This window comes from Celeribacter arenosi, from assembly GCF_039539485.1.
Classification (GTDB): domain Bacteria; phylum Pseudomonadota; class Alphaproteobacteria; order Rhodobacterales; family Rhodobacteraceae; genus Celeribacter; species Celeribacter arenosi.
In genome coordinates this window covers 82,810-102,712 of record NZ_BAABDF010000003.1, presented here as the reverse complement: position 1 = coordinate 102,712, position 19,903 = coordinate 82,810, and the positions used below count along the sequence as shown (strand labels likewise).

Annotated in this window: 24 protein-coding genes; 14 read left to right on the top strand and 10 right to left on the bottom strand. The window is 58.2% G+C overall.

All coding sequences use genetic code 11. The annotated features are described in order from the left end of the window. Positions 1-55 precede the first annotated feature (55 nt). A complete protein-coding gene (locus ABD815_RS02750) occupies positions 56-1,192 on the top strand; it encodes a Gfo/Idh/MocA family protein (RefSeq protein ID WP_344843143.1) in 1,137 nt (378 codons plus the stop codon). Further along, the gene (gene manD, locus ABD815_RS02745) at positions 1,189-2,415 is read left to right on the top strand and encodes a D-mannonate dehydratase ManD (RefSeq protein ID WP_344843140.1); all 1,227 of its coding nucleotides are present in this window, start codon (positions 1,189-1,191) and stop codon (positions 2,413-2,415) included. Before ABD815_RS02750 ends, manD begins: the two co-directional genes overlap by 4 nt. Positions 2,416-2,457: 42 nt before the next feature. On the opposite strand, the gene ABD815_RS02740 is transcribed toward manD, so the two are convergent. Together ABD815_RS02740 and ABD815_RS02735 are read right to left on the bottom strand one after the other, a co-directional pair. Next, on the bottom strand, positions 2,458-2,973 hold the full coding sequence (locus ABD815_RS02740) for a redoxin domain-containing protein (protein ID WP_344843138.1): 516 nt from the start codon (positions 2,971-2,973) through the stop codon (positions 2,458-2,460). Positions 2,974-3,025: 52 nt separating this feature from the next. Beyond that, positions 3,026-3,706 carry a GntR family transcriptional regulator gene (locus ABD815_RS02735; RefSeq protein WP_344843135.1) on the bottom strand — a complete coding sequence of 227 codons (681 nt, stop codon included), beginning with the start codon at positions 3,704-3,706 and terminating at the stop codon, positions 3,026-3,028. Between the two features lie 397 nt (positions 3,707-4,103). On the opposite strand from ABD815_RS02735, the gene ABD815_RS02730 reads away from it, so the two are divergent. The 3 genes from ABD815_RS02730 (at position 4,104) to ABD815_RS02720 (ending at position 6,980) form a co-directional block, all read left to right on the top strand. After that, positions 4,104-5,087, top strand: a complete 984-nt coding sequence (locus ABD815_RS02730) for a TRAP transporter substrate-binding protein (RefSeq protein WP_344843133.1) — start codon at positions 4,104-4,106, stop codon at positions 5,085-5,087. Between the two features lie 66 nt (positions 5,088-5,153). After that, positions 5,154-5,681 carry a TRAP transporter small permease gene (locus tag ABD815_RS02725; protein ID WP_344843132.1) on the top strand — a complete coding sequence of 176 codons (528 nt, stop codon included), beginning with the start codon at positions 5,154-5,156 and terminating at the stop codon, positions 5,679-5,681. Between the two features lie 9 nt (positions 5,682-5,690). Beyond that, positions 5,691-6,980 carry a TRAP transporter large permease gene (locus ABD815_RS02720; RefSeq protein WP_344843130.1) on the top strand — a complete coding sequence of 430 codons (1,290 nt, stop codon included), beginning with the start codon at positions 5,691-5,693 and terminating at the stop codon, positions 6,978-6,980. 61 nt (positions 6,981-7,041) lie between these two features. On the opposite strand, the gene ABD815_RS02715 is transcribed toward ABD815_RS02720, so the two are convergent. Further along, the gene (locus tag ABD815_RS02715) at positions 7,042-7,335 is read right to left on the bottom strand and encodes a hypothetical protein (protein WP_344843129.1); all 294 of its coding nucleotides are present in this window, start codon (positions 7,333-7,335) and stop codon (positions 7,042-7,044) included. An 80-nt stretch (positions 7,336-7,415) separates the two neighbouring features. Here ABD815_RS02715 and ABD815_RS02710 point away from each other — a divergent pair, with 80 nt between their 5' ends. From ABD815_RS02710 to ABD815_RS02695, 4 genes are read left to right on the top strand one after another with little or no spacing between them, the layout of a single operon-like run. Beyond that, complete coding sequence (locus tag ABD815_RS02710; RefSeq protein ID WP_344843126.1) at positions 7,416-7,586, top strand: hypothetical protein; 171 nt, start codon at positions 7,416-7,418, stop codon at positions 7,584-7,586. A 2-nt stretch (positions 7,587-7,588) separates the two neighbouring features. Beyond that, the gene (locus tag ABD815_RS02705; protein WP_344843123.1) at positions 7,589-8,035 is read left to right on the top strand and encodes an ATP-dependent zinc protease family protein; all 447 of its coding nucleotides are present in this window, start codon (positions 7,589-7,591) and stop codon (positions 8,033-8,035) included. 35 nt (positions 8,036-8,070) lie between these two features. Next, positions 8,071-8,976, top strand: coding sequence for a 30S ribosomal protein S6--L-glutamate ligase (gene rimK, locus ABD815_RS02700; protein ID WP_344843120.1), 906 nt, complete (start codon positions 8,071-8,073; stop codon positions 8,974-8,976). Continuing rightward, positions 8,976-10,019 (top strand): succinylglutamate desuccinylase/aspartoacylase family protein, encoded by a 1,044-nt coding sequence (locus ABD815_RS02695; protein WP_344843117.1) that lies wholly within the window; start codon positions 8,976-8,978, stop codon positions 10,017-10,019. The genes rimK and ABD815_RS02695 overlap by 1 nt, the downstream gene beginning before the upstream one ends. A gap of 30 nt (positions 10,020-10,049) precedes the next feature. On the opposite strand, the gene ABD815_RS02690 is transcribed toward ABD815_RS02695, so the two are convergent. Together ABD815_RS02690 and ABD815_RS02685 are read right to left on the bottom strand one after the other, a co-directional pair. Continuing rightward, positions 10,050-10,748, bottom strand: coding sequence for a hypothetical protein (locus ABD815_RS02690; RefSeq protein ID WP_344843115.1), 699 nt, complete (start codon positions 10,746-10,748; stop codon positions 10,050-10,052). Then, on the bottom strand, positions 10,720-10,986 hold the full coding sequence (locus ABD815_RS02685) for a hypothetical protein (protein ID WP_344843112.1): 267 nt from the start codon (positions 10,984-10,986) through the stop codon (positions 10,720-10,722). Before ABD815_RS02685 ends, ABD815_RS02690 begins: the two co-directional genes overlap by 29 nt. A gap of 194 nt (positions 10,987-11,180) precedes the next feature. Between ABD815_RS02685 and ABD815_RS02680 the strand changes: the two genes are divergently transcribed. The 3 genes from ABD815_RS02680 (at position 11,181) to ABD815_RS02670 (ending at position 13,605) form a co-directional block, all read left to right on the top strand. Beyond that, entirely contained in the window at positions 11,181-11,654 is a 474-nt protein-coding gene (locus tag ABD815_RS02680) for a hypothetical protein (protein WP_344843109.1), read from the top strand. 129 nt (positions 11,655-11,783) lie between these two features. Further along, positions 11,784-12,419 carry a ribonuclease HII gene (locus ABD815_RS02675; RefSeq protein ID WP_344843107.1) on the top strand — a complete coding sequence of 212 codons (636 nt, stop codon included), beginning with the start codon at positions 11,784-11,786 and terminating at the stop codon, positions 12,417-12,419. An 88-nt stretch (positions 12,420-12,507) separates the two neighbouring features. Beyond that, positions 12,508-13,605: a site-specific DNA-methyltransferase gene (locus ABD815_RS02670; RefSeq protein ID WP_344843104.1), complete on the top strand. Its 1,098-nt coding sequence runs from the start codon at positions 12,508-12,510 to the stop codon at positions 13,603-13,605. A 157-nt stretch (positions 13,606-13,762) separates the two neighbouring features. On the opposite strand, the gene ABD815_RS02665 is transcribed toward ABD815_RS02670, so the two are convergent. Together ABD815_RS02665 and mutY are read right to left on the bottom strand one after the other, a co-directional pair. Continuing rightward, positions 13,763-14,887 (bottom strand): alkane 1-monooxygenase, encoded by a 1,125-nt coding sequence (locus ABD815_RS02665; protein ID WP_344843102.1) that lies wholly within the window; start codon positions 14,885-14,887, stop codon positions 13,763-13,765. 2 nt (positions 14,888-14,889) lie between these two features. Continuing rightward, positions 14,890-15,957, bottom strand: a complete 1,068-nt coding sequence (gene mutY, locus ABD815_RS02660) for an A/G-specific adenine glycosylase (RefSeq protein WP_425549832.1) — start codon at positions 15,955-15,957, stop codon at positions 14,890-14,892. 62 nt (positions 15,958-16,019) lie between these two features. Here mutY and ABD815_RS02655 point away from each other — a divergent pair, with 62 nt between their 5' ends. Then, on the top strand, positions 16,020-16,583 hold the full coding sequence (locus tag ABD815_RS02655) for a DUF721 domain-containing protein (protein WP_344843097.1): 564 nt from the start codon (positions 16,020-16,022) through the stop codon (positions 16,581-16,583). After that, positions 16,580-17,239, top strand: coding sequence for a DsbA family protein (locus ABD815_RS02650; RefSeq protein WP_344843095.1), 660 nt, complete (start codon positions 16,580-16,582; stop codon positions 17,237-17,239). Before ABD815_RS02655 ends, ABD815_RS02650 begins: the two co-directional genes overlap by 4 nt. Before the next feature lie 6 nt (positions 17,240-17,245). On the opposite strand, the gene lpxK is transcribed toward ABD815_RS02650, so the two are convergent. The 3 genes from lpxK to ABD815_RS02635 are packed head-to-tail and all read right to left on the bottom strand — an operon-like array spanning position 17,246 to position 19,775. Next, the gene (gene lpxK, locus ABD815_RS02645; protein ID WP_344843092.1) at positions 17,246-18,238 is read right to left on the bottom strand and encodes a tetraacyldisaccharide 4'-kinase; all 993 of its coding nucleotides are present in this window, start codon (positions 18,236-18,238) and stop codon (positions 17,246-17,248) included. Continuing rightward, a complete protein-coding gene (locus ABD815_RS02640) occupies positions 18,235-19,509 on the bottom strand; it encodes a 3-deoxy-D-manno-octulosonic acid transferase (RefSeq protein ID WP_344843089.1) in 1,275 nt (424 codons plus the stop codon). The genes lpxK and ABD815_RS02640 overlap by 4 nt, the downstream gene beginning before the upstream one ends. A 20-nt stretch (positions 19,510-19,529) precedes the next feature. Then, positions 19,530-19,775, bottom strand: coding sequence for a DUF4170 domain-containing protein (locus ABD815_RS02635; protein ID WP_344843087.1), 246 nt, complete (start codon positions 19,773-19,775; stop codon positions 19,530-19,532). Positions 19,776-19,903: the final 128 nt, after the last annotated feature.

Genomic DNA, 19,903 nt, shown 5'->3' with positions numbered 1-19,903 from the left:
CCCGAACCGGCCATGCTGTCGAAACGGGTCCCTTTGGCGGCGGAGGGTTTGGCCAATGAAACAGCTTAGAGTCCTAATTGCAGGCACCGGATTTGCAGGTAAGGGCCACACAGAGGCCTTTCGCGCGGCAGGCACCGAAGTGGTCGGTATCATCGGGCGCACAGAACACGTTGTGCGGGAAGTAGCCGCGGACTTGTCTATACCATACGCCGGAACGGATTGGGCGGTCGCCCTCGCCGTTTTGAGCCCGGATATTGTGTCAATCGCAACGCCCGGCGGTGCCCATTACGTCCAGATCAAACAGGCCCTTGTCGCGGGTTGCCACGTGTTCTGCGACAAACCAATGACGACCACCGGTGCAACCGCAACCGAGCTCTACGAATTGTCCAAGGCTAAAGGCGTTAAAACGGCCTATGCCGCCAGCTTTCAATACACACCAAGCGTTCAACACGCCAAACGGCTGATTGCCGAGGGCGCGATTGGTGATCCGACTGAAATCGAAAGCATTTCCCACTTCAACCTCGAACGCGATATACCCTTTGGCTGGTCCCATCGCGCCGAGGACGGCGGCGGGCGGTTGAACAATAATTTTACCCACTCCTTGGCCATTGCGCAGACCCTGGTAGAGGGCGACATCCTACAGATCGCGGGCGATGTGCGCGACGATTTAGGACGCGCGCCCAAAGTTGAGGGGGTTCACGACTTCACCAAGCGTCGCGCGTTTATACCAGAGAACCTGGATGATCCCACGCTTGAGTGGGGCGAAAGCAATGTGGAGTGGTCCTATACGGTCATGGCAAGGCTTCGCAGCGCAATGGCTGCCAAACCGGTATCGGTTCTGTTCAAACATGGTGGTTTGGTGCCGCGGTTCCACGACGATCACATTGCGATCTACGGCACGAAAGGTGCGATCTTTCTGAAAGGCCACTACGGCTCAGGCGCGCTATTCGTGCATGACGGAACCGACTGGTCGCAAATCCCGACGCCATCAGACATCACGGATGCGATGCCACAGGGCCTCGGCGAGACTGAACAGTGTTGGCACATATTGAGCGATCTGTTCGTGCGCGACATCAGGGGAGAGACCGTCGCGCCATACCCGACCTTCGCTAAGGGCAGCCAATACCAAAACATTATCGATGTAATCCGCAGGTCCGAAAACTGGGCCGAAATGGATGGGGGCGAAACATGAAGATCACCGATGCAAAGGTCTTTGTCGGCGGGCCGGGTAAGAATTACGTCACGCTCAAAATCATGACCGACCAAGGGGTCTACGGTCTGGGCGATGCGACGTTGAACAATCGCGAAACGCTGCCCGCGGCCTACCTGCGGGACTATCTGATCCCCAATCTCATTGGCATGGATCCCCGCAACTCCGAAGACATCTGGCAGTTCTTTTATCGTGGTGCCTACTTCCGACGCGGGCCGGTCGCCATGGCCGCCTTCGGCGCAATCGACATGGCGCTTTGGGATATCAAGGGCAAGCTGGCGAACATGCCGCTCTATCAGCTTTTCGGCGGGAAGAGCCGTGATGGTGCCATGGTCTATGCCCACGCCGCAGGGGCCGATCTGGCGGACCTGATGGACTCGGTCGCAGGCTACGTCGATCAGGGCTACAAAGCCGTGCGCGTGCAATGCGGTATCCCGGGCATGCCAACGGCGAGCTACGCGGTGCCCGAGGAGAAGAGCGCAGGCGGCGATTACATCACCGATTTCAGCGGGATTAGACCCAAAACGGAAATCTGGGATACGGATCGCTACATGCGTTTCATGCCCGATGCCTTGGCGGAAATCCGTGACCGTTTTGGGCCGGAGTTGAAAATTCTCCATGATGTCCACCACCGGCTTTTGCCGCGCGAGGCCGCCGCATTCGCCAAGGCCGTGGAACCGGTAGGGCTCTATTGGCTCGAAGATCCGACACCGGCCGAGGATCAGGATGCGCTACGACTGATCCGCCAGCATTCCACCACCCCGATCGCGATCGGCGAGGTCTTTAATTCGATCTGGGAGTGCAACAAGCTGATCGAGCAGGAGTTGATCGATTTCATCCGTGTCGCTGTGACCTATGCGGGCGGGATTACCCATGTGAAACGCATCGTCGATCTGGCCGGCCTGCATCATGTGCGCACCGGATTTCATGGCGCGCCCAGCCATTCGCCCATCTCGATGGCCGCGCAACATCACCTGAACGCTTGGGCGCCGAATTTCGGGATTCAGGAGTACCTCGTTCTGGGCACTGCGGAATGCGACGCCCTGTTCCCGTCACAGCATGAGATGCGGGACGGGTTGTTCTACGTCAGCGACGCGCCCGGGCTGGGGGTCGATTTCGACGAAGGTGAGGCCGCGCGGTATGAATACACGCCCGGCAGCCATCCGGTTGTGCGTCTCGAAGATGGAACTCTCTGGAATTACTAGGTTTCCGGATCACCCAAACCGCGCGGGCCTGCGTTGCGGGCCCTACGCAGTCCCGCGAACGGGGCGGTTGTTCGTGATGTTAAAAATCATTCCGTCCAGAAGTTCGTCCAGATCGGGGCGCGCGGCCGGACCGTTGGAAATATCGACCAGCATGAGCGTGCCGTCCGGCTGAATTCCGAATGCTCCGGGTTCGGCGAAGTTTTCAGTGGTTTCGGCTTCGGACAGGGGCGCTGATACATAGAGGCCGAGCTGGCGCATTTGCTGTTCGCTCAGCCCGTAACACAAATCAAACGTCCATCCGAATTCCGACGCATCCGCAAGCGCCTTTTCTTCCGTATCGGCAGAAACGACCACGACATCCATTTGAGCGGTCCAGGCAGGCAAAGCTGTATTGAGCTTGTTCAAGAACCTCTTGCAGCGGGGGCAGTGGCGACCGCGGTAGACGAAAAGCATGGTCCAACGATCCTTTGCGCCCCCGATGATGCGCGTTTCGCCGGAGCCAGCGAGAGGCAGCTCCATGAGGTCTACGGGTTCGCCAACGCGTGGTTTGTTCGTCATTAATTCAGTCTCCGCTATGGGGTTTGCGTCCTAAAGGATTTCAAAAACGCATTTATTGGAAATACTCGGCATGTGCTTTGTGGATTTGCGAAATAGTATCATCGAGGCGGCTGAGGTGTTTACGCGTGACAGCGCGCGCCTCTGCTACTGATCGATTGGCCAGCGCCTTTGCAATGGCGGTGTGGTCGTCCAAGACATCGTGAGCAGCTTGGTCGTGGATCAGACTCAGAACGCATAGCCGGTCCACTTTGCGTTTACACAGGTCGATCGTCTCGAACGCCATGGGATGGCCACCCATTTCGCAAATTGATTTGTGAAAGCTGTAATCGAGTTGGTGGAAGGCCTCCGTTTCACCCGCCTCCAACAATGCCCGCTGCTCTGACAGATTGGCCTGCAACGCTTCGTCGTTGGCGTCGGTCCAATTCTTGCACGCCGCCTCGATCACCTCCAACTCGACAGAGAGCCGAACGAACCGCGTGTTTGCGATCTCGTCGATTGAAAACCGGCGCACGACCGTTGCACGCTGGGGGCGGATTTCCAAAAGGTCCAGATTGCCGAGACGTTTGAACGCGTCGCGAACGGGCTGACGCGATACGCCGAATCGCCGACCGACTTCCGCTTCTGAAATCTTTGATCCAGGTAGAATTTCGAGGTTCACGATCTCTTCGTACAGCCGCTCATACACGATATCCGCCGTCGATCGGGGCGTCATCATCTCCGCTTCTATCTGCATTCTTCCTCCCCGGAGGCATCATTTTTGCCCCCCCATATTGTGCAAGTTTCTCCATAAAAAAAGACATTTGCATTCGTCGTGGCGCCCTGCGGTCGTCCCTAAGCGACTGATGGGATCATGTCAAAATCCATCACGCTTGACAAGACTGGGATACTAGGCTCCAATCTCACCATGTCCAACGATCCAACGTCAGTTGATCCGCGGATACCAAAAAGGGCGGTCGATCGCGGAGGGGCGGTCGCACGCTTGGATCAAATGGGGGGGGGAATCTCAGGCAATCTCGATCTGGCCGTTCGCTGCAGGCAATCCTTGGCATGCACACGGTACCGAATGATCTGGGTCTGGGCGTCTCCATCGACCTCAAACGCACTGCTAAGAGTTCCAAAGGGAGAGAAAAATGTTTCATAAAATTTCAAAGGAAGTCCTCGGGGCCGCCACCGCGTTGGCGCTCGTGGCTACTGCCGGTGCCGCCGAAGAATGGCGCGCATGGAATATTCACGTGGACGGTCACCCGAACACTGCCGCAATGGACCGGTTTGCAGAGCTGGTCGCAGAACGCACCGGCGGCGAAGTCACCGTCGAGGTTTTCCACGGCGGCGTTCTGGGCAGCCAACCTGACGCGCTTGAGCAGGTGCAACTGGGTGCCATCGATATCGGTAACTTCAACCTCGGCCCGATTGGCCCGCTGGTGAAAGAAGCCAACCTTGTATCCTTGCCGTTCATCTTCCGCAGCGTGGACCACATGTTCCGCGTTCTTGATGGTCCGGCGGGTGACAAAGTTTCTGCCGCGATGGGCGAGGCGGGCATCCTGCCAATCGGCTGGTTCGATGCAGGCGCTCGGTCCTTCTACAACAACAGCGGTCCGATCAACTCACCGGCCGATGTTGAAGGCATGAAGATCCGCGTCATGAACAACGACCTGTTCACAGGCATGGTCAACGCCATGGGCGGCAACGGTACCCCGATGGCCTTCGCCGAAGTGTATCAGGCACTCGGAACCGGCGTTGTGGATGGCGCGGAGAACAACCTTCCGTCGTTCGAATCCGTCGGCCACTACGAGGTTAGCGGTTTCTATTCCCTGTCCGAACACCTGATCATCCCCGAGTGCATCTGCGTGAACACCGCGAAGTTCGGTGCCCTTTCACAAGAGATGCAAGATGCGGTTCGTTCCGCCGCTGAAGAAGCGTCTGTTTATCAGCGTGAACTCTGGGCTGAACAAACGGCTGCAAGCCGTACGGCAGTTGAAGCCGCCGGCGTCAAGATCAACGAGATCGCTGACAAGGGTCCATTCCAGGAAGCTATGGCGCCGGTTTATGCCGACTACTTGGCTGCAAATCCTGACATGACTGAGTTGGTTGAACTGGCGCAATCAACCGAGTGATGTAGGCGACTTGTTAAGCGGAGAGTGTCCGGCCGAGGTCGGACACTTTTTCGAAAGGGGAGAATGATGAGCAATCCACGCGAAGACCAAACGGATCTGGGGATTGTGGACAAAGCGTTCCGGGGTCTGGTGGCAGTGTGCAGGATCATCACGGGTGCGGCGCTGGTCGCAATGACGGTCCTGTTGGGCTATCAGGTCTTTGGACGATATGTCCTCAACGATACCCCAACATGGGTTGACCCTCTTTCATTGCTGCTCGTGATGCTCATCGCTTTTCTGGGCGCGGGCATTGGCGTTTATGAGAACACGCACCTCGCGGTCGTTTTCTTTCGCAACATGGCCTCCAAAAAAATCCGGACGATCATGGTCGTGCTAACCGATGCCGTCATGGCTTTGTTTGGCGGATTTATGATGTGGTACGGCTGGCAACTCACGATGTTCAAATGGAACACGCTAATCCCGATGATTCAGTGGCCCGAAGGGCTACGCACGCTCCCGCTGACGATTTGCGGCGGGATGGTAATGGTATTCTCACTCGGCCATCTGGTCCGGCTTTTCCTTGGGCGCGATCATCGCGTCGACAATATTGAATAAGGTCCAAACATGGGACTCGCGATACTATTAGGCGTCTTCGCCCTTTGTGTGGCCTTAGGGACTCCGGTCGCCTTTGCGCTTGGCATCTCTGCAATCGGAGCTTTCTGGTTCGAAGGCTTGCCCTTGATGGTCGGCTTTCAACGCATCATTTCCGGCATCAATGTCTTTTCACTGTTGGCCATTCCCTTCTTTATCTTTGCTGGCGAGTTGATGTTCCACGGCGGCATTGCCGCGCGATTGGTCAAATTCGCCCAAGCCGCCGTTGGCGCAGTTCGCGGTGGCCTTGGCCTCGTGAACGTCTTTTCGTCGATGCTTTTCGGCGGGATTTCCGGTTCGGCCATTGCTGATATTTCGGCCCTTGGCTCTATCCTGATCCCGGTTATGAAGGACAAAGGATACGATGCGGATTACGCGGTGAATGTGACGGTCACATCGTCCATCGCCGGCATCATCATTCCACCCAGCCACAACATGATCATCTACGCCATTGCGGTGGGCGCAGGCAGCGGGATGTCTATCTCCAGCTTGTTCCTCGCAGGTGTTGTGCCCGGTATTCTGATGTGCATTTGCCTTGCCGCGGCGGCTTATCTGGTGGCGGTCAAACGCGGCTACCGCGCCGAACAATTCCCGGGCTGGAACGCGTTGATGTTCGCATTCTTCGGCGCAATACCGGGTCTTTTGACGGCGGTCATCATTGTAGGTGGGGTCCTGTCCGGTGTCTTTACCGTCACGGAGTCCGGTGCATTCGGCGTCATCTACGCCTTCCTTGTGACGCTATTGGTCTACCGTTCGATCACATGGGAAAACTTCAAAATTGCGGTGAACCAATCGGTCAAGACGACTGCAATGGTGATGATCCTCATCGCCTGTGCTGCGGCGTTTGCCTACATGCTGACGTATCACCGCGTGCCCTCAAAGATGGTAACACTCCTGACCGGCATAACGGACAATCCGATCCTGATCCTGCTCATGATCAATGCAGTTTTGCTGCTGCTCGGAATGATCATGGATATGGCGGCACTCATCCTGATCTGCACGCCGATTTTCCTGCCGGTCGTGGTGGCCTTGGGCATGGATCCGGTTCAGTTCGGCATGATCCTTTTGGTGAACCTTGGGCTGGGCCTTTGCACACCACCCGTTGGATCCTGTCTGTTCGTTGGATGCGCCGTGGGTAAGTTGCCGATGGAAAAGGCCGTTAAGACCATATGGCCGTTCTATCTCGCAATCTTTGTTGCGCTGATGATGATTACCTTCATTCCAGCGATCTCCATGACACTTCCCAACCTCTTGGCGAAGTAATTGAACTAGAGGGCCTGCGCGGCAAGCCCCCGGAAACCCGACTGCGGTGCGACCTCATTGGTCACGCCCGGTCGGGTTTTTTGGCGTTTGTCAGGGCGTCTGCGCTAACGCGACGGTAGTTCACGAAGGCATTCGCGCTCAGAGCGACAAAGAAGCTGTCCATGTCGATCAGGACGATCCCCTCCTCAAGGCAGGCGCGGGTTAGCATTCTCACGTCATCTTCATATAGCCGTTTGCGCCCGAGCAGTTCCCTGACCTGCTTGGAGGCCATGCGATATCTGCCTTTGGGTTTGCCCCCAAAACTCTGGTTGTAGAGATTGGCGAGCTGGCGGGCGGCGTCTTGGATTTCGGTCATCTGCTGCTCCAATAGTTATAAATTTTTACCTATAGACAATAAATTATTGTCCATGTAAATGGCGGTCAGGAGATTATTGAATGAACGATCACAACACAGCCATCCACATGGATGTCACATTGGCAGGCGCCCCGCGGTCGCGCACCGCAGGGAAAACACGCCCATTCGTAACCGCCCCCTCACGCCACAGCGTGAGCGGCATCCTGACGCCTGTGCTCCCTGCGGTTTTGGTGACGTCATGGATGGTTTGAAAATGAAAAAGATCAAAAAGCCCAAACCCGACCTTCTGGTCATCGGGTGGATGGAACACGTCGATCTACCCGCGCTCGGCCTTCGCCACCTCAAGGCAAAGATCGATACGGGTGCACGAACATCTGCACTGCATGCCACGCGGATCGAAACCTTCGACAACGATGGCGAAGACTGGGTGCGTTTTCAGGTGCAAGCAGACGAATTTTCGCCCGAACTCTGGGTCGAAGCGCCCATTCATGACCGCCGCGATATCAAGAATACCAGCGGCATTCCCGAAGAGCGGATCATCATTCGCACCGAGCTCAACCTGAACAAACGGGCCTGGCCGATTTCGGTTTCACTGACGGATCGCAGCAACATGCGCTTTCCGATCATCATCGGGCGCACAGCCCTCAAAAACCACAATATCGCGGTGCATGCACGCCGCGCCAACCTGACGTCCAACTAGGTAGGAAATGCCCGTGAGGCTGAAAGGATTTTCGCATGAAAATCGCTATGATGGCACGTAACGCCAATCTCTATTCCCACAAACGTCTCAAAGAAGCCGCTGAAGAGCGCGGTCACGAACTTCATGTGATCAACACGCTGCGCTGTTACATGAACATCGCGTCACGGCGTCCCGAAATCTACTACAACGGTGAAAAGCTCCAAGGCTACGACGCCGTGATCCCGCGTATCGGTGCCTCTGTTACCTTCTACGGTCTGGCCGTGCTGCGTCAGTTCGAGATGATGGGCGTCTACCCGCTGAACGAAAGCGTCGCGATTGGCCGTAGCCGCGACAAACTGCGCTCCATGCAGCTCTTGGCGCGGGATGGCGTTGGCCTGCCGGTCACCACCTTTGCCCACGACCCCAAACAGACCGACGAAGTTCTCGAGCTGGCCGGTGGCGCACCTGTGGTTATCAAACTGCTCGAAGGGACACAGGGCATCGGTGTGGTTCTGGCCGACACGAACCGCTCCGCCAAATCCGTCGTCGAAGCCTTCCGCGGCGCGGGTGTGAACATCCTGTTGCAGGAATTCATCAAAGAGGCCGGCGGCACAGACATTCGCGCAATCGTTGTCGGCGGCAAGGTTATCGCGGCCATGAAACGCACCGGCGCAGAGGGCGATTTCCGCTCGAACCTGCACCGTGGTGGCTCTGCGCAGTTGATCAAACTGTCGCCAGAAGAACGCTCGACCGCAGTGCGTGCAGCCAAGTCCATGGGCCTGAACGTCTGTGGTGTTGATATGCTGCGCGCCAACCACGGTCCCGTTGTCATGGAGGTGAACTCTTCGCCCGGTCTCGAAGGCGTTGAAAAGGCGACAGGTCTGGATGTTGCAGGCAAAATCATCGAATACATCGAGAAGAGCGCCGTTAAAGGCAACACAAAGACAAAAGGCAAAGGATAATGGCGCGACGCGCAGCATTTGAGATTGCAGGGGTAAAGATCCAACCGGGCACACGTCAGACCGTCGATCTGCCGGTCAGCGTGTTGTCCGATCACACCCCTGTGTCCATGTCGGTGCATGTCATCCACGGGAAAGTCGATGGACCGACCGTGTTTGTCAGTGCAGGCATCCACGGGGACGAAGTGATTGGCGTCGAGATCGTGCGCCGCCTCTTGCGGACCCCCAATCTCAAAACGCTGCACGGCACTTTGGTGGTGATCCCGATTGTGAATGCCTTCGGGTTCATCAACCACTCACGTTATCTGCCTGACCGCCGCGACCTCAACCGGATGTTCCCGGGAACAGCCGGCGGGTCTTTGGCCTCGCGGCTTGCCCATCTTTTCCTGAATGAAATCGTGGCGCGCTGCGATCTCGGTATCGATCTGCACTCCGCTGCGATCCACCGCACGAACCTGCCACAGGTCCGTATCTCACCCGACAACCCCTACACCGCCGAGCTGGCCGAGGTGTTCGGCGCGCCTGTCATCCTGCAATCGCCCCTGCGCGAAGGATCGCTGCGCGGCGCAGCGAAAGAGATCGGCAAAGACATCCTGCTCTATGAGGCCGGCGAAGGTCTGCGGTTTGACGAAATGTCCGTGCGCGCGGGCGTCGCGGGTATCCTGCGCGTGTTGCGCCATCTGAAAATGGTGTCCGCCAAAGGGATCGCGAAACCGAAAGCGGCATCGCAGTATTGCACGTCGAGCAAATGGTTGCGCGCACCTGCGGGTGGCCTGCTGCGCACCTTCCGCGCGGATGGTGATGTGGTCGCAAAAGGCGACATCATGGCTGTTGTTGCCGACCCGTTCGGCGAACAGGAAGAAGAGATCGAGGCCCCGTTCAACGGCATCGTCGTTGGTCGTGCGGTCCTGCCGATTGTGAACGAAGGCGACGCTGTGTTCCATCTGGCGCGTGTGAAATCGATGGCGGTTGCCGAAGGCGCGGTCGAGGATCTCAACGACCAGCTCACCGACGACCCGCTTTTCGACGAAGACGAGATCATCTAGCGCGTCACAAATCCGCTCTCACGAGCGGGTTTACTGCACCCTGATCGCTTCCGGCGGGCAGGCGAGAACGTAGCCCTTCTTGGCAACATTGCGCACCAGTACCTCGCTGACCAATTGGTTGCCGAGGCTGTCGCGCAACCTCTTGATCCGCGTCGCCCCCGCCGCCTCTTCGCAATCGGTCTCGTTGCGCCCCGTCAAAACCGCCTCGATCGCTGTGCCACTCAGATACTCGTCGTCGAGCCGTGCCTCGGCCAGAACCGACAGCGTTTCGACATTGGCGGGCGTGAGGCTGAATGCCATGTCGTTGAGATAGACTTTGTTCTCGGCGCGCGAAATCATCAGCGATGAAATGTCGATGCCGCGTTTTTCGATCTCCGACATCCGCCGGTTTAGCCCGATGATGGTGACCAAAAACACCAGCGCCGCAATCAACAGCGCGCTGGCAAAAACCATCAACACAAAAATCACCATACGGTAGGACGTGAGCGTATCACCAAAGGATGTGCCCGATTGCGCGAGGATTTCGAGCAGCTTGATCTCCGCCTGCGTGGTCAGATCGTTCTCGATGAATATCCGTTCAACCCGCGCGTTGAATGCATTCGCGTCCGGCAGGTTCACGAATAGGAACACCGCCGCGACCAGCAGGATCGCCACGATGGCTGCCAGCCCGATGACGACACTGCGCGCCACTTTCCGGCTGTCAGTATCGGAGGAAATAGTCGCCCGCACTTTTGCGCACCTCACCCAATTTATCCGCGTCGATCATCTCTACGATGGCGAGAAGAATCCAGCCGTCTAACGCCAGACGTGGCGCCAATTCGACGCTGGCTGCCTCCGGCGTGCAGTCCGGTGACGTCACTTCCGCAACACCGTAGTGCAGGCGAAGGGGGTCGTCACGCTTGGCTTTGTAGGTTGCATAACATGCCGCCTCGGCCCCCGTTGTGAAAACGAGTGTCGCTGCGAGCACTGCAAAAATTCCTGTGAGTCGCTGAATGTGTTTCATGGCGCGATAAAGCCGCGAGACGCCGTGGTTATGCAATAACAAAGCCCGCGCTATCCAATAGCCACCGCCTGTTATTGAGCGCTTTTCCCGACCTGGCCGAGGGTGATTCCACCAGTCACGTCAGACAGGGGGGTCACACCCCCGGGAAAGGAAATGAAATGCGTTTCACCAAAGTCACCGCCGGCCTCGTCGCGCTTAGCGTCACCATGGGCGCTGCCGCTGCACCCGCCCGTGCCTCGGACGCCGATGTTGCCCGCGCTGTGGGGGGATTGCTCACCCTGTTCGTGATCGGCAAGGCGCTCGAAAACAATTCGTCCAAATCTGCCGGCAAGGTCAAAGTAGCGACCACAACCAATCGCAAGCCGTCGTGGGAGCACAACCGCGGCAACAGCAAGAACTCCAAAAATCGCCGCACCATTCCCGAGGAATGCGTGATCGACGTGCGCGGCTACGGGTCGGCAAATGACGTGGCTGTCAAACGCTGCCTCACGCGCTCGGGCGTCAATACCGACCGCCTGCCACGCCAATGTGCCGCCACCCTGAACACACGCCGTGGACCGATGTCGGTCTATCGCACGCGTTGTCTCGCCGACTTTGGCTACCGCGTCGCGGATCGGGGTCGCCGTTACTGATCAATCGCATCGTTCATTAGAATTCGCGACCTTCATGTCCCCATGTGTCGCGCAACTTGGCGGGTGGCTCATGCGTGCCACCCGTCCTTTTTTCTTGCGCTCCCTGACCCAGTGCGGTTTCACACCCTCATGAAATCCACACCCGATTACTCATTCGAAACCGCCGCGCAGGCCCGTGGCTATTCCCGTATCGCAGGCGTAGACGAGGTCGGTCGCGGGCCGCTCGCCGGTCCGGTTGTTGCCGCCGCCGTCATCTTCGATCCTGCCCGCATCCCCGCCGGTCTCAACGACAGCAAAGCCCTGAGCGCCAAGCGTCGCGAAGCTCTCTATGACGAAATCAACGCCTGCGCCGATGTCTCGATCGCCTTTTGCACCGTCGAGGAGATCGACGAAATCAACATCCTGCAGGCCTCTCTGTTGGCGATGGAGCGCGCGGTTGCCGGTCTCGCGGCAGCGCCCGATTTTGTGCTGGTCGACGGAAATAAACTACCCCGCGCCTTTGGTGAAAATGCGCAGGCAATTGTCAAAGGGGACGCCCGTTCGGTGTCGATTTCGGCGGCGTCAATTGTGGCGAAAACATGGCGCGACCGGCTCATGGTGGATTTGGCGCAACAGCACCCCGGCTACGGATGGGAGAAGAACGCAGGTTACGGCACCGCCGCCCATCTCAGCGGCCTCCGAGATTTGGGGGTTACCCCTCACCATAGACGTTCGTTCAAGCCGATCCACAACATCTTGTATCAAGATAAATCTGTAAGTGACTGATTCAAAAAAGAATTTGACGCCGAATCACCTTTGACTCATCTTTGTAGTCAATAAACGACGCCAAAAATGGCGCGGTGAGAGGCAGAAAATGAACACGAAAACCCGTCAGGAAGTGGCAACACTTCCGCTTAACAAGATATTGTCCGGTGACTGCATCGAGGTCATGAACAGCCTTCCCGAAGGCTCCGTCGACCTGATCTTCGCCGATCCTCCCTACAACCTACAGCTACGCGGCGATCTGCACCGGCCCGACAATTCCAAAGTCGATGCGGTCGATGATCACTGGGACCAATTCTCCAGCTTCAAGGTCTACGACGACTTCACCCATGAATGGCTCAAAGCCGCCCGTCGCCTTCTCAAACCGAATGGCGCGATCTGGGTGATCGGTTCCTATCACAACGTCTTCCGTCTGGGAGCCGAGTTGCAAAACCAAGGCTACTGGATTCTTAACGACGTGGTCTGGCGCAAATCCAACCCGATGCCGAACTTCCGTGGCAAACGGTTCACCAATGCGCATGAAACGCTGATCTGGGCGTCGAAGAACGAAGCCGCAAAATACACCTTCAACTATGAGGCACTCAAAGCCCTCAACGAAGGCATTCAAATGCGCTCCGACTGGGTTCTGCCGATCTGTAATGGCGGTGAACGCATCAAAGACGATGCGGGCGACAAAGCTCACCCGACCCAGAAACCCGAAAGCCTCCTGCACCGTGTGCTCATTGGAACAACGAACGCAGGCGATGTGGTGCTCGACCCGTTCTTTGGCACCGGCACGACCGGCGCCGTCGCCAAAATGCTCGGCCGTGAATTCATCGGTATCGAACGTGAAGCGAAATACCGCGAAGTCGCTGAAAAGCGTATCGCCAACGTGCGCAAATTCGACAAAGAGGCGCTCACGGTTTCCACCTCCAAACGCGCCGAACCCCGCGTGCCCTTCGGCCAGTTGGTCGAACGCGGGATGCTACGCCCCGGTGAAACACTTACCTCGCCCAAAGGTCACGCCGCCCGCGTTCGCGCCGATGGCACGCTCGTGTCCAATGACGTGAAGGGATCGATCCATCAGGTCGGCGCCCATCTCGAAGGCGCGCCTTCGTGTAACGGCTGGACCTACTGGACCTTCAAACGCGACGGCAAATCAGTGCCCATCGACGTGCTGCGCCAGCAAATCCGCGCGGAGATGCAATAGCCTCTCCGTTCGCCCGGTTTCACAAAAATAGTCCGACGGGATTCCCCCATTTCCCGTCGGCGGACTTACCGCCTGGTGCCTGTGGCCTGACGTCACGGCATCACCTTGGCCCCGCCTTCGTGGCGGGGCTTTTTTTGGTGTGGTTAGGTCGGATTATTCAGGCGACGGGGTGACGGGCGTGTTTGTAGTCATCCCAATCCTCGATATCGGGATAAAATTGGGCGCGCCACGCTTTGACCCGAGGATTCATCATCCGCCGCCAAAGTGGGGGAACAAGAGCCGCAAAACCCATCATGGCATAGCCAAATGGTAGCTGTGGCGCCGCGTCTTCTTCGTGGTTCTGCAAAAGGGGATAACGACGGTCGGGTTTGATATGATGGTCCGAATGGCGCTGCAGGTTGATGAGCAGCCAATTCGATGCCTTATGCGTCGCATTCCAGCTATGGTGCGGCTTGACGTGTTCGTATTTGCCATTGCCGATGTGGCGACGCGTCAGCCCGTAGTGCTCCACGTAATTCGTCAGTTCCAACTGCCAGATCGCGACCACCGCCTGCCACACAAACAGACCCAAACCCGGCAGGCCACCGACCAGAACCGCAAGAATGAGCATCATGATCTGGAGCGTCCAGTAGCGGAAATGCGGGTTGCGCGGATGCCATGGCGACAGTTTGCGCCGCGCCAACATGGCGGCTTCCGCGTCCCATGCGGACACGGCCTCTTCGCGCAAAACGCGGAAGAAATATTTGTGGAACCCTTCGTTATATCGCGCCGTAACCGCGTCCCGCGGCGTGCCGACATGGACGTGGTGCACCAACAAATGTTCGGTGCGGAAATGCGAATAAAGAACACTGGAAAGAAGCAGGTCCCCGAGCCACCGCTCGAGCGTATTGCGTTGGTGCAAAAGCTCATGCGCATAGACGATCCCGATCGTGCCCGAAGAGACGCCGAGCCCGAAGAACAGCACGATGGTTTCCCAAGTGGCGAGATGATCGGTGTGGGTCACAAACCAGATCAGGCCGAAAATGTTGACAAACTGGATCGGAAACCACGCCATGGTGATCGCGCGATGCCAGAACAGGTCTTCCTCCGCAGTATCGGTATCCTCATTCTCCAGATTCAGACCCAGAACCGCATCGAGAATGGCGAAGAGGTACCACGCATAAAGCGGGACGAGGATCACGGTCCAGCCCCCAAAACTCGCACCGATCCAGAGCAACGGGATAATCCCGAGCGACAGCGCGAATGGGAGTGCTTTTTGAAAGTTTTCGGACTGTGTGATCATGTTTATTGCACCTTTTCTTCGGTATCGAACGAAGCACGCGCGAGGTCAAATGCCTTTCGCATCACAGTCGGAATGTCGCTGCGTCGGAAGTCGTGTTTTGCCACCAACCGCGCATCTGCGGGCGGTTTCGCGTTCTTTTTGACATGAACGTCCAGAACCAGATGAAAATGCGTGAACGTATGTGTCACCTGACCAACCCGCACTCCGGCCTGTTCAGGCGCGTCTGGTTCTCCCTCGGCCCATCCGGAGCCGGGCCACCCCAGCATCCCCCCGAGTAGGCCCTTTTCGGGGCGCTTTTCGAGGACCCATTCTCCCATCTCCGTCTGCGCAACGCTCACATGGCCACGGCGCACGGGTTTTGGTTTCTTGGGTGTCTTGCGCGGATAGCTGTCCGCATCCCCCGCCGCGCGCGCGAGGCAAGGGGCCGACCACGGGCAAATTCCACAGGCGGGCGAACGTGGCGTGCAGATCGTCGCGCCCAGATCCATCACCGCCTGCGCATAGTCGCCCGCGCGCGCCTGCGGGGTCAGGTCACTGGCGTGTTTTCGCAAGGATTCTTTGGATGCGGGCAGGGGCATTTCGACCCGAAACAGGCGCGACATGACCCTTTCCACATTCCCATCTAGCACCGTCGCAGGCTCGTCAAAGGCAATCGCACCCACAGCTGCGGCGGTGTAGGGCCCGATGCCGGGCAGGTCCAAAAGCGCCTTCGAGGTCACGGGAAACACCCCGCCATGATCGCGCGCCACGACGCGCGCGCACTTCACGAGATTGCGTGCCCGCGCGTAATACCCCAGCCCCGCCCACTCGGCGAAAACGGCATCATCCTGCGCGCCCGCCAGATCATTGACCGTCGGCCAGATCGACAGAAACCGCTCGAAATATGGCTTTACGGTCGTGACGGTCGTCTGCTGCAACATGATTTCGGAGAGCCAGACACGGTACGGGTCGGGGCGAACGCCCGCCAACCGATCCGCCGGTGAAACGCGCCATGGCAGAGTGCGCGCGTGGCGGTCGTACCAATCGAGAAGGGCCGATGCCATGTCGTTCTGTTTCATTGCGTCACGCATTCTTTAACGGCCGTCATAGCCTTTGTGGTGGCGCAAACGCACCGTGCGACTAGAATAGGTGCATGAAACAAGAAGACCAGAGCAGCACGTCGAAATCCGCTGACCGTTCCGCACGGCGCAAACGTGGATTCGAACGCGCGTCCGGTGTTCTTGAGGCGCGGGTGCGCAAAGCTGCCGAACAACGCGGGTTCTCCGAATCGCGCCTGCTGACCCGTTGGGAAGACATCGTCGGCAGCGAACTCGCCCGCATGGCGCGTCCGGTCCGCGTGTCCTTTGCAAAGGGCGGATTTGGCGCGACGCTCACGCTTTTGACGACCGGTTCCTTTGCGCCAATGGTGCAATCCGAGATCGTGAAAATCCGCGATAAAGTGAACGCGGTCTACGGTTACAACGCGATCAGCCGTATCCATATCACGCAAACCGCCCCGCGCGGTTTTGCCGAAGCACGGGCTGCTTTCGACCCGAAAGCGGGCGAACAGGCCCCAAAAGAGCCCGATGTGCAGATGCTCAATCGGGCAATGGCCACCGTTCCCAAAGTAGAGAACGAGGCATTGCAAAGCGCGCTCACAAAGCTCGCTGAAAGTTTTTACACCCGACACGGGTTCGACCCTAAGGACAACACATGAACAGACGCACATTTCTTCTTTCGACCGCTGCCCTCGCGACATTCGGTTTCGCGGCGAGCTACTTTTCCTCGCCCCGCAGCGGCTTGCCGGACCTCGGCATTTCCGCCGCCAACGCGCAGGACGCGGCCATCGACGTTCCGGTCCTGACTCTGGGTGATCCCGACGCGCCGGTGAAAATCATCGAATACGCATCCTATACCTGCCCGCATTGCGCGAACTTTCACACTCAGGTCTTCGAGCAGCTGAAAGCGGACTACATCGACACCGGCATGGTCCACTTTACCTACCGCGAAGTATATTTCGACAAATTCGGCCTCTGGGCCTCGATGGTCGCACGGTGTGGCGGCGATTTGCGCTACTTCGGCATCCAGAAAATGCTCTACGACGAGCAGCGCGACTGGATCGGAAGCGGCAAAGACGCGATGGAGATCGTCGGGAACCTGCGCAAAATCGGCAAACGGGCCGGTTTGAGCGACGAGAACCTCGATACCTGTCTCAATGATGGCGCGATGGCGCAGGCTTTGGTGGCCAACTTTGAAAAAGAAGTCGCCGAGTATGAGGTCAATTCGACGCCGACCCTGATCATCGACGGCAAAAAAGAATCGAACATGTCCTACACGGACCTCAAAAAGATCATCGACGCGAAACTCGCCTGATCGACGTTAATCGAGACCGATCGACGCCAGCAAATCGTCGATCGGTTTCCAGTCATCGATCACCAACCTGACGGGTAAGGTGATCACTTTGGTGCGAAAATCTTGCGGCAGTCGCACCGCGTCCTTTTCCGTCGTCACCAATTGTGCGCCGATGGCCTGCGCTTCAATTTCCAAACGTTTCATCAAAGCGGGGGTGAGCGGCTGATGATCGCTCAGCGCCTCTGCACGCAGGAGCTTTGCGCCCATGCCTTTTAGCGTCGCAAAGAACTTTTCCGGATGACCAATTCCCGCGAAGGCCAAAACAGGAACCCCGGTGAAATCCATCCCCGTTTGCAACGGCTCTAACTGCCCCGTGGCGTGGGGAATAGACACCAATCCACCCCAAACAGAGCGAAATTTCTCCTGCGCGACCCCACTGCCGATCGACAAAACACAGTCCGCGCGCGCCAGCCCGACATCCACCGGTTCGCGCAAAGGTCCCGCCGGCAGGACGCGCCCGTTGGCGAACCCTTTTTGCGCGTCCACCACAACGATGGAGATATCTTTCTCCACCGTCGGGTTCTGAAATCCGTCGTCGAGCAGAATGACCTGTGCCCCATCGGCCTGCGCCGCCTTCACACCTTCGGCCCGGTCCTTGGCAACCCACACAGGGCAAAACGCAGAGAGCAACAGCGGCTCATCCCCGACCTGATCTGCGCGGTGCACACGTTCATCGACCCGAACAGGCCCCTGCAAAGACCCGCCGTACCCGCGCGACACCACATGAACGGCATGACCGCGCTGCGCCAACCGCATCGCCAGAGCGATCGTCGTCGGGGTTTTACCCGTCCCCCCCGCGTTGATGTTCCCGACACAAATCACCGGCACTTCCGCGCGATAGCCCGTCTGGCGCAGACGCCGCGCCGTCGCGGCGCCGTAGAGCGCGCCGAGCGGGCGTAGCAACGTGGCGCGCAGGCCCGGAGACTGTGGGTTTCTGTCCCAGAAACGGGGGGGCCTCATGATCTCACCTCCGAGCGACCGTCGAGTGTCTGCAAAATCGAGTCCAAAATCCGGTCCGCAGTTTCGGCGCCGGCAGAGGTGGATTCCCACGCCGCATGCGCGAGCTCCGCGGCGAGATCGGGCGACAGGAGATCACTTAGCCCCACCGCCAGTTCCCGTGCATTTCGCACCAAACGCGTGGCGCGTACCTTTTGCAGTCGTGCATATCCCCCCGAATGTTCGCCGCCATTTGGCCCGTGCAGGATCGCTGACCCCATGGCCGCCGCGGGGTAGGGGTCGATTGCGCCCTCACGAGACAACGACCCGCCCATGTAGCTCACCGGAGCGATGCGAAACCAAAGCGGGTGCGCGGATTGGTTTGGCATGAACAACACCTGAACCGCATCCGAAAGCCCGAGGTGGAGGTTGCCGGTTTGCACGTTCATGCCATTGGAAACGCAGGCGGCGATCAACTCTCCCACGTCTTGCGGGTTTTCAAGATCAACGACCAGAATCAGACGATGCGACCGGCGCAGACCGGTGGCATGCGCCGAAACCACCGATGCAATCTCGTCAGAACGCAGTGCCGCCGCATACCAAACCGGACGTGTCCCGAAATGTTCGGCTATCTCCGCACGCTTGGTTTCATCAATTCGAATATGGCGGGTGCCGTCTTCGAGCGGTCCGGTCAAAACAATCCGATCCGTACTCACGCCGGCGCGCCGCCATAGGGCAACGGCTCGTGTTTCCGAACAAAAGGCTTCGTCAAACAACCGCATCGTTGCCGGCAAAAGACCGGGCAAATGCACCGGTACATCGATTGAGGCATCACCAACCACGCTATCGACAGACAGGCACGGAACACCGCGTTTGTGCACCTCGTAGAGGAGCGTGGGACGATATCCGCCACCGGTCCAAACCAGACAATCAGGATCCCAATGCCGCAAAAACCGACCCACGGCTTGGAGGCTTTCCACGGGCAGGCGCACATAGGTGATTTGGTCTTGGGATGGGGGCAACTGATCCACCCGTGTCGTGATCAGCGCCTGTGTTTCAGGCCGGTCCTCGAAAAGGCGCGCACATAGCGCGACACAGGCGCGGCATTCCTCCTCGCCTGCGGCGTGAAACCAAACCAATTCGCCCCCGCCACGTGGCGATTGTGCGTAGCCGAGCCTTTGGTCGCGTTCCTTCGATGTAATTGCGCCCGTTTCAACAAGCCTGTCCAACCGCGCCTCGACCCGCGATTCGGGCAACCGCGCCAAAAACAAAAGGGCCTGTTGGGATCGGCTCATGGGGGACACATAGTCACCTGTCAGTCACCGAGTTCCTCGGTCGACCCCGCTGCCTGCTCTTCGTCGCGCAGGCGATGAAGATGCGCGATGAAGTACCGCATGTGGGCGTTATCCACCGTGCGCTGTGCTTCCGCTTTCCACGCGGAATGCGCGGTCGCGTAGTCGGGAAAAATGCCGACAATGTGGATGTCATCAACGTTGCGGAAAACGGTCGTCGATGGATCGACCAGTTCGCCGCCGAACACGAGATGGAGACGTTGCGCCATAATACCCTCCGAATGGTTTCGCCGAACCCTAGAGATTCCCGACACAGCGTCAAGCGGATGCCCCCCGTTGCCCAGAAGTTGGGCAGGTTGAACACGGATTGGAAAAAGCGACCGTGGGCTGTTTTCCT

What these genes read in the sequence shown, in the direction of transcription:
- ABD815_RS02750 (WP_344843143.1), top strand. Translation starts at nt 56, where the DNA reads ATGAAACAGCTTAGAGTCCTAATTGCAGGCACCGGATTTGCAGGTAAG.
- manD (WP_344843140.1), top strand. Translation starts at nt 1,189, where the DNA reads ATGAAGATCACCGATGCAAAGGTCTTTGTCGGCGGGCCGGGTAAGAAT.
- ABD815_RS02735 (WP_344843135.1), bottom strand. Translation starts at nt 3,706, where the DNA reads ATGCAGATAGAAGCGGAGATGATGACGCCCCGATCGACGGCGGATATC.
- ABD815_RS02720 (WP_344843130.1), top strand. Translation starts at nt 5,691, where the DNA reads ATGGGACTCGCGATACTATTAGGCGTCTTCGCCCTTTGTGTGGCCTTA.
- ABD815_RS02740 (WP_344843138.1), bottom strand. Translation starts at nt 2,973, where the DNA reads ATGACGAACAAACCACGCGTTGGCGAACCCGTAGACCTCATGGAGCTG.
- ABD815_RS02710 (WP_344843126.1), top strand. Translation starts at nt 7,416, where the DNA reads ATGAACGATCACAACACAGCCATCCACATGGATGTCACATTGGCAGGC.
- ABD815_RS02670 (WP_344843104.1), top strand. Translation starts at nt 12,508, where the DNA reads ATGAACACGAAAACCCGTCAGGAAGTGGCAACACTTCCGCTTAACAAG.
- ABD815_RS02730 (WP_344843133.1), top strand. Translation starts at nt 4,104, where the DNA reads ATGTTTCATAAAATTTCAAAGGAAGTCCTCGGGGCCGCCACCGCGTTG.
- ABD815_RS02640 (WP_344843089.1), bottom strand. Translation starts at nt 19,509, where the DNA reads ATGAGCCGATCCCAACAGGCCCTTTTGTTTTTGGCGCGGTTGCCCGAA.
- ABD815_RS02680 (WP_344843109.1), top strand. Translation starts at nt 11,181, where the DNA reads ATGCGTTTCACCAAAGTCACCGCCGGCCTCGTCGCGCTTAGCGTCACC.
- rimK (WP_344843120.1), top strand. Translation starts at nt 8,071, where the DNA reads ATGAAAATCGCTATGATGGCACGTAACGCCAATCTCTATTCCCACAAA.
- ABD815_RS02675 (WP_344843107.1), top strand. Translation starts at nt 11,784, where the DNA reads ATGAAATCCACACCCGATTACTCATTCGAAACCGCCGCGCAGGCCCGT.
- ABD815_RS02655 (WP_344843097.1), top strand. Translation starts at nt 16,020, where the DNA reads ATGAAACAAGAAGACCAGAGCAGCACGTCGAAATCCGCTGACCGTTCC.
- ABD815_RS02705 (WP_344843123.1), top strand. Translation starts at nt 7,589, where the DNA reads ATGAAAAAGATCAAAAAGCCCAAACCCGACCTTCTGGTCATCGGGTGG.
- mutY (WP_425549832.1), bottom strand. Translation starts at nt 15,957, where the DNA reads ATGCGTGACGCAATGAAACAGAACGACATGGCATCGGCCCTTCTCGAT.
- ABD815_RS02650 (WP_344843095.1), top strand. Translation starts at nt 16,580, where the DNA reads ATGAACAGACGCACATTTCTTCTTTCGACCGCTGCCCTCGCGACATTC.
- ABD815_RS02715 (WP_344843129.1), bottom strand. Translation starts at nt 7,335, where the DNA reads ATGACCGAAATCCAAGACGCCGCCCGCCAGCTCGCCAATCTCTACAAC.
- ABD815_RS02665 (WP_344843102.1), bottom strand. Translation starts at nt 14,887, where the DNA reads ATGATCACACAGTCCGAAAACTTTCAAAAAGCACTCCCATTCGCGCTG.
- lpxK (WP_344843092.1), bottom strand. Translation starts at nt 18,238, where the DNA reads ATGAGGCCCCCCCGTTTCTGGGACAGAAACCCACAGTCTCCGGGCCTG.
- ABD815_RS02695 (WP_344843117.1), top strand. Translation starts at nt 8,976, where the DNA reads ATGGCGCGACGCGCAGCATTTGAGATTGCAGGGGTAAAGATCCAACCG.
- ABD815_RS02725 (WP_344843132.1), top strand. Translation starts at nt 5,154, where the DNA reads ATGAGCAATCCACGCGAAGACCAAACGGATCTGGGGATTGTGGACAAA.
- ABD815_RS02635 (WP_344843087.1), bottom strand. Translation starts at nt 19,775, where the DNA reads ATGGCGCAACGTCTCCATCTCGTGTTCGGCGGCGAACTGGTCGATCCA.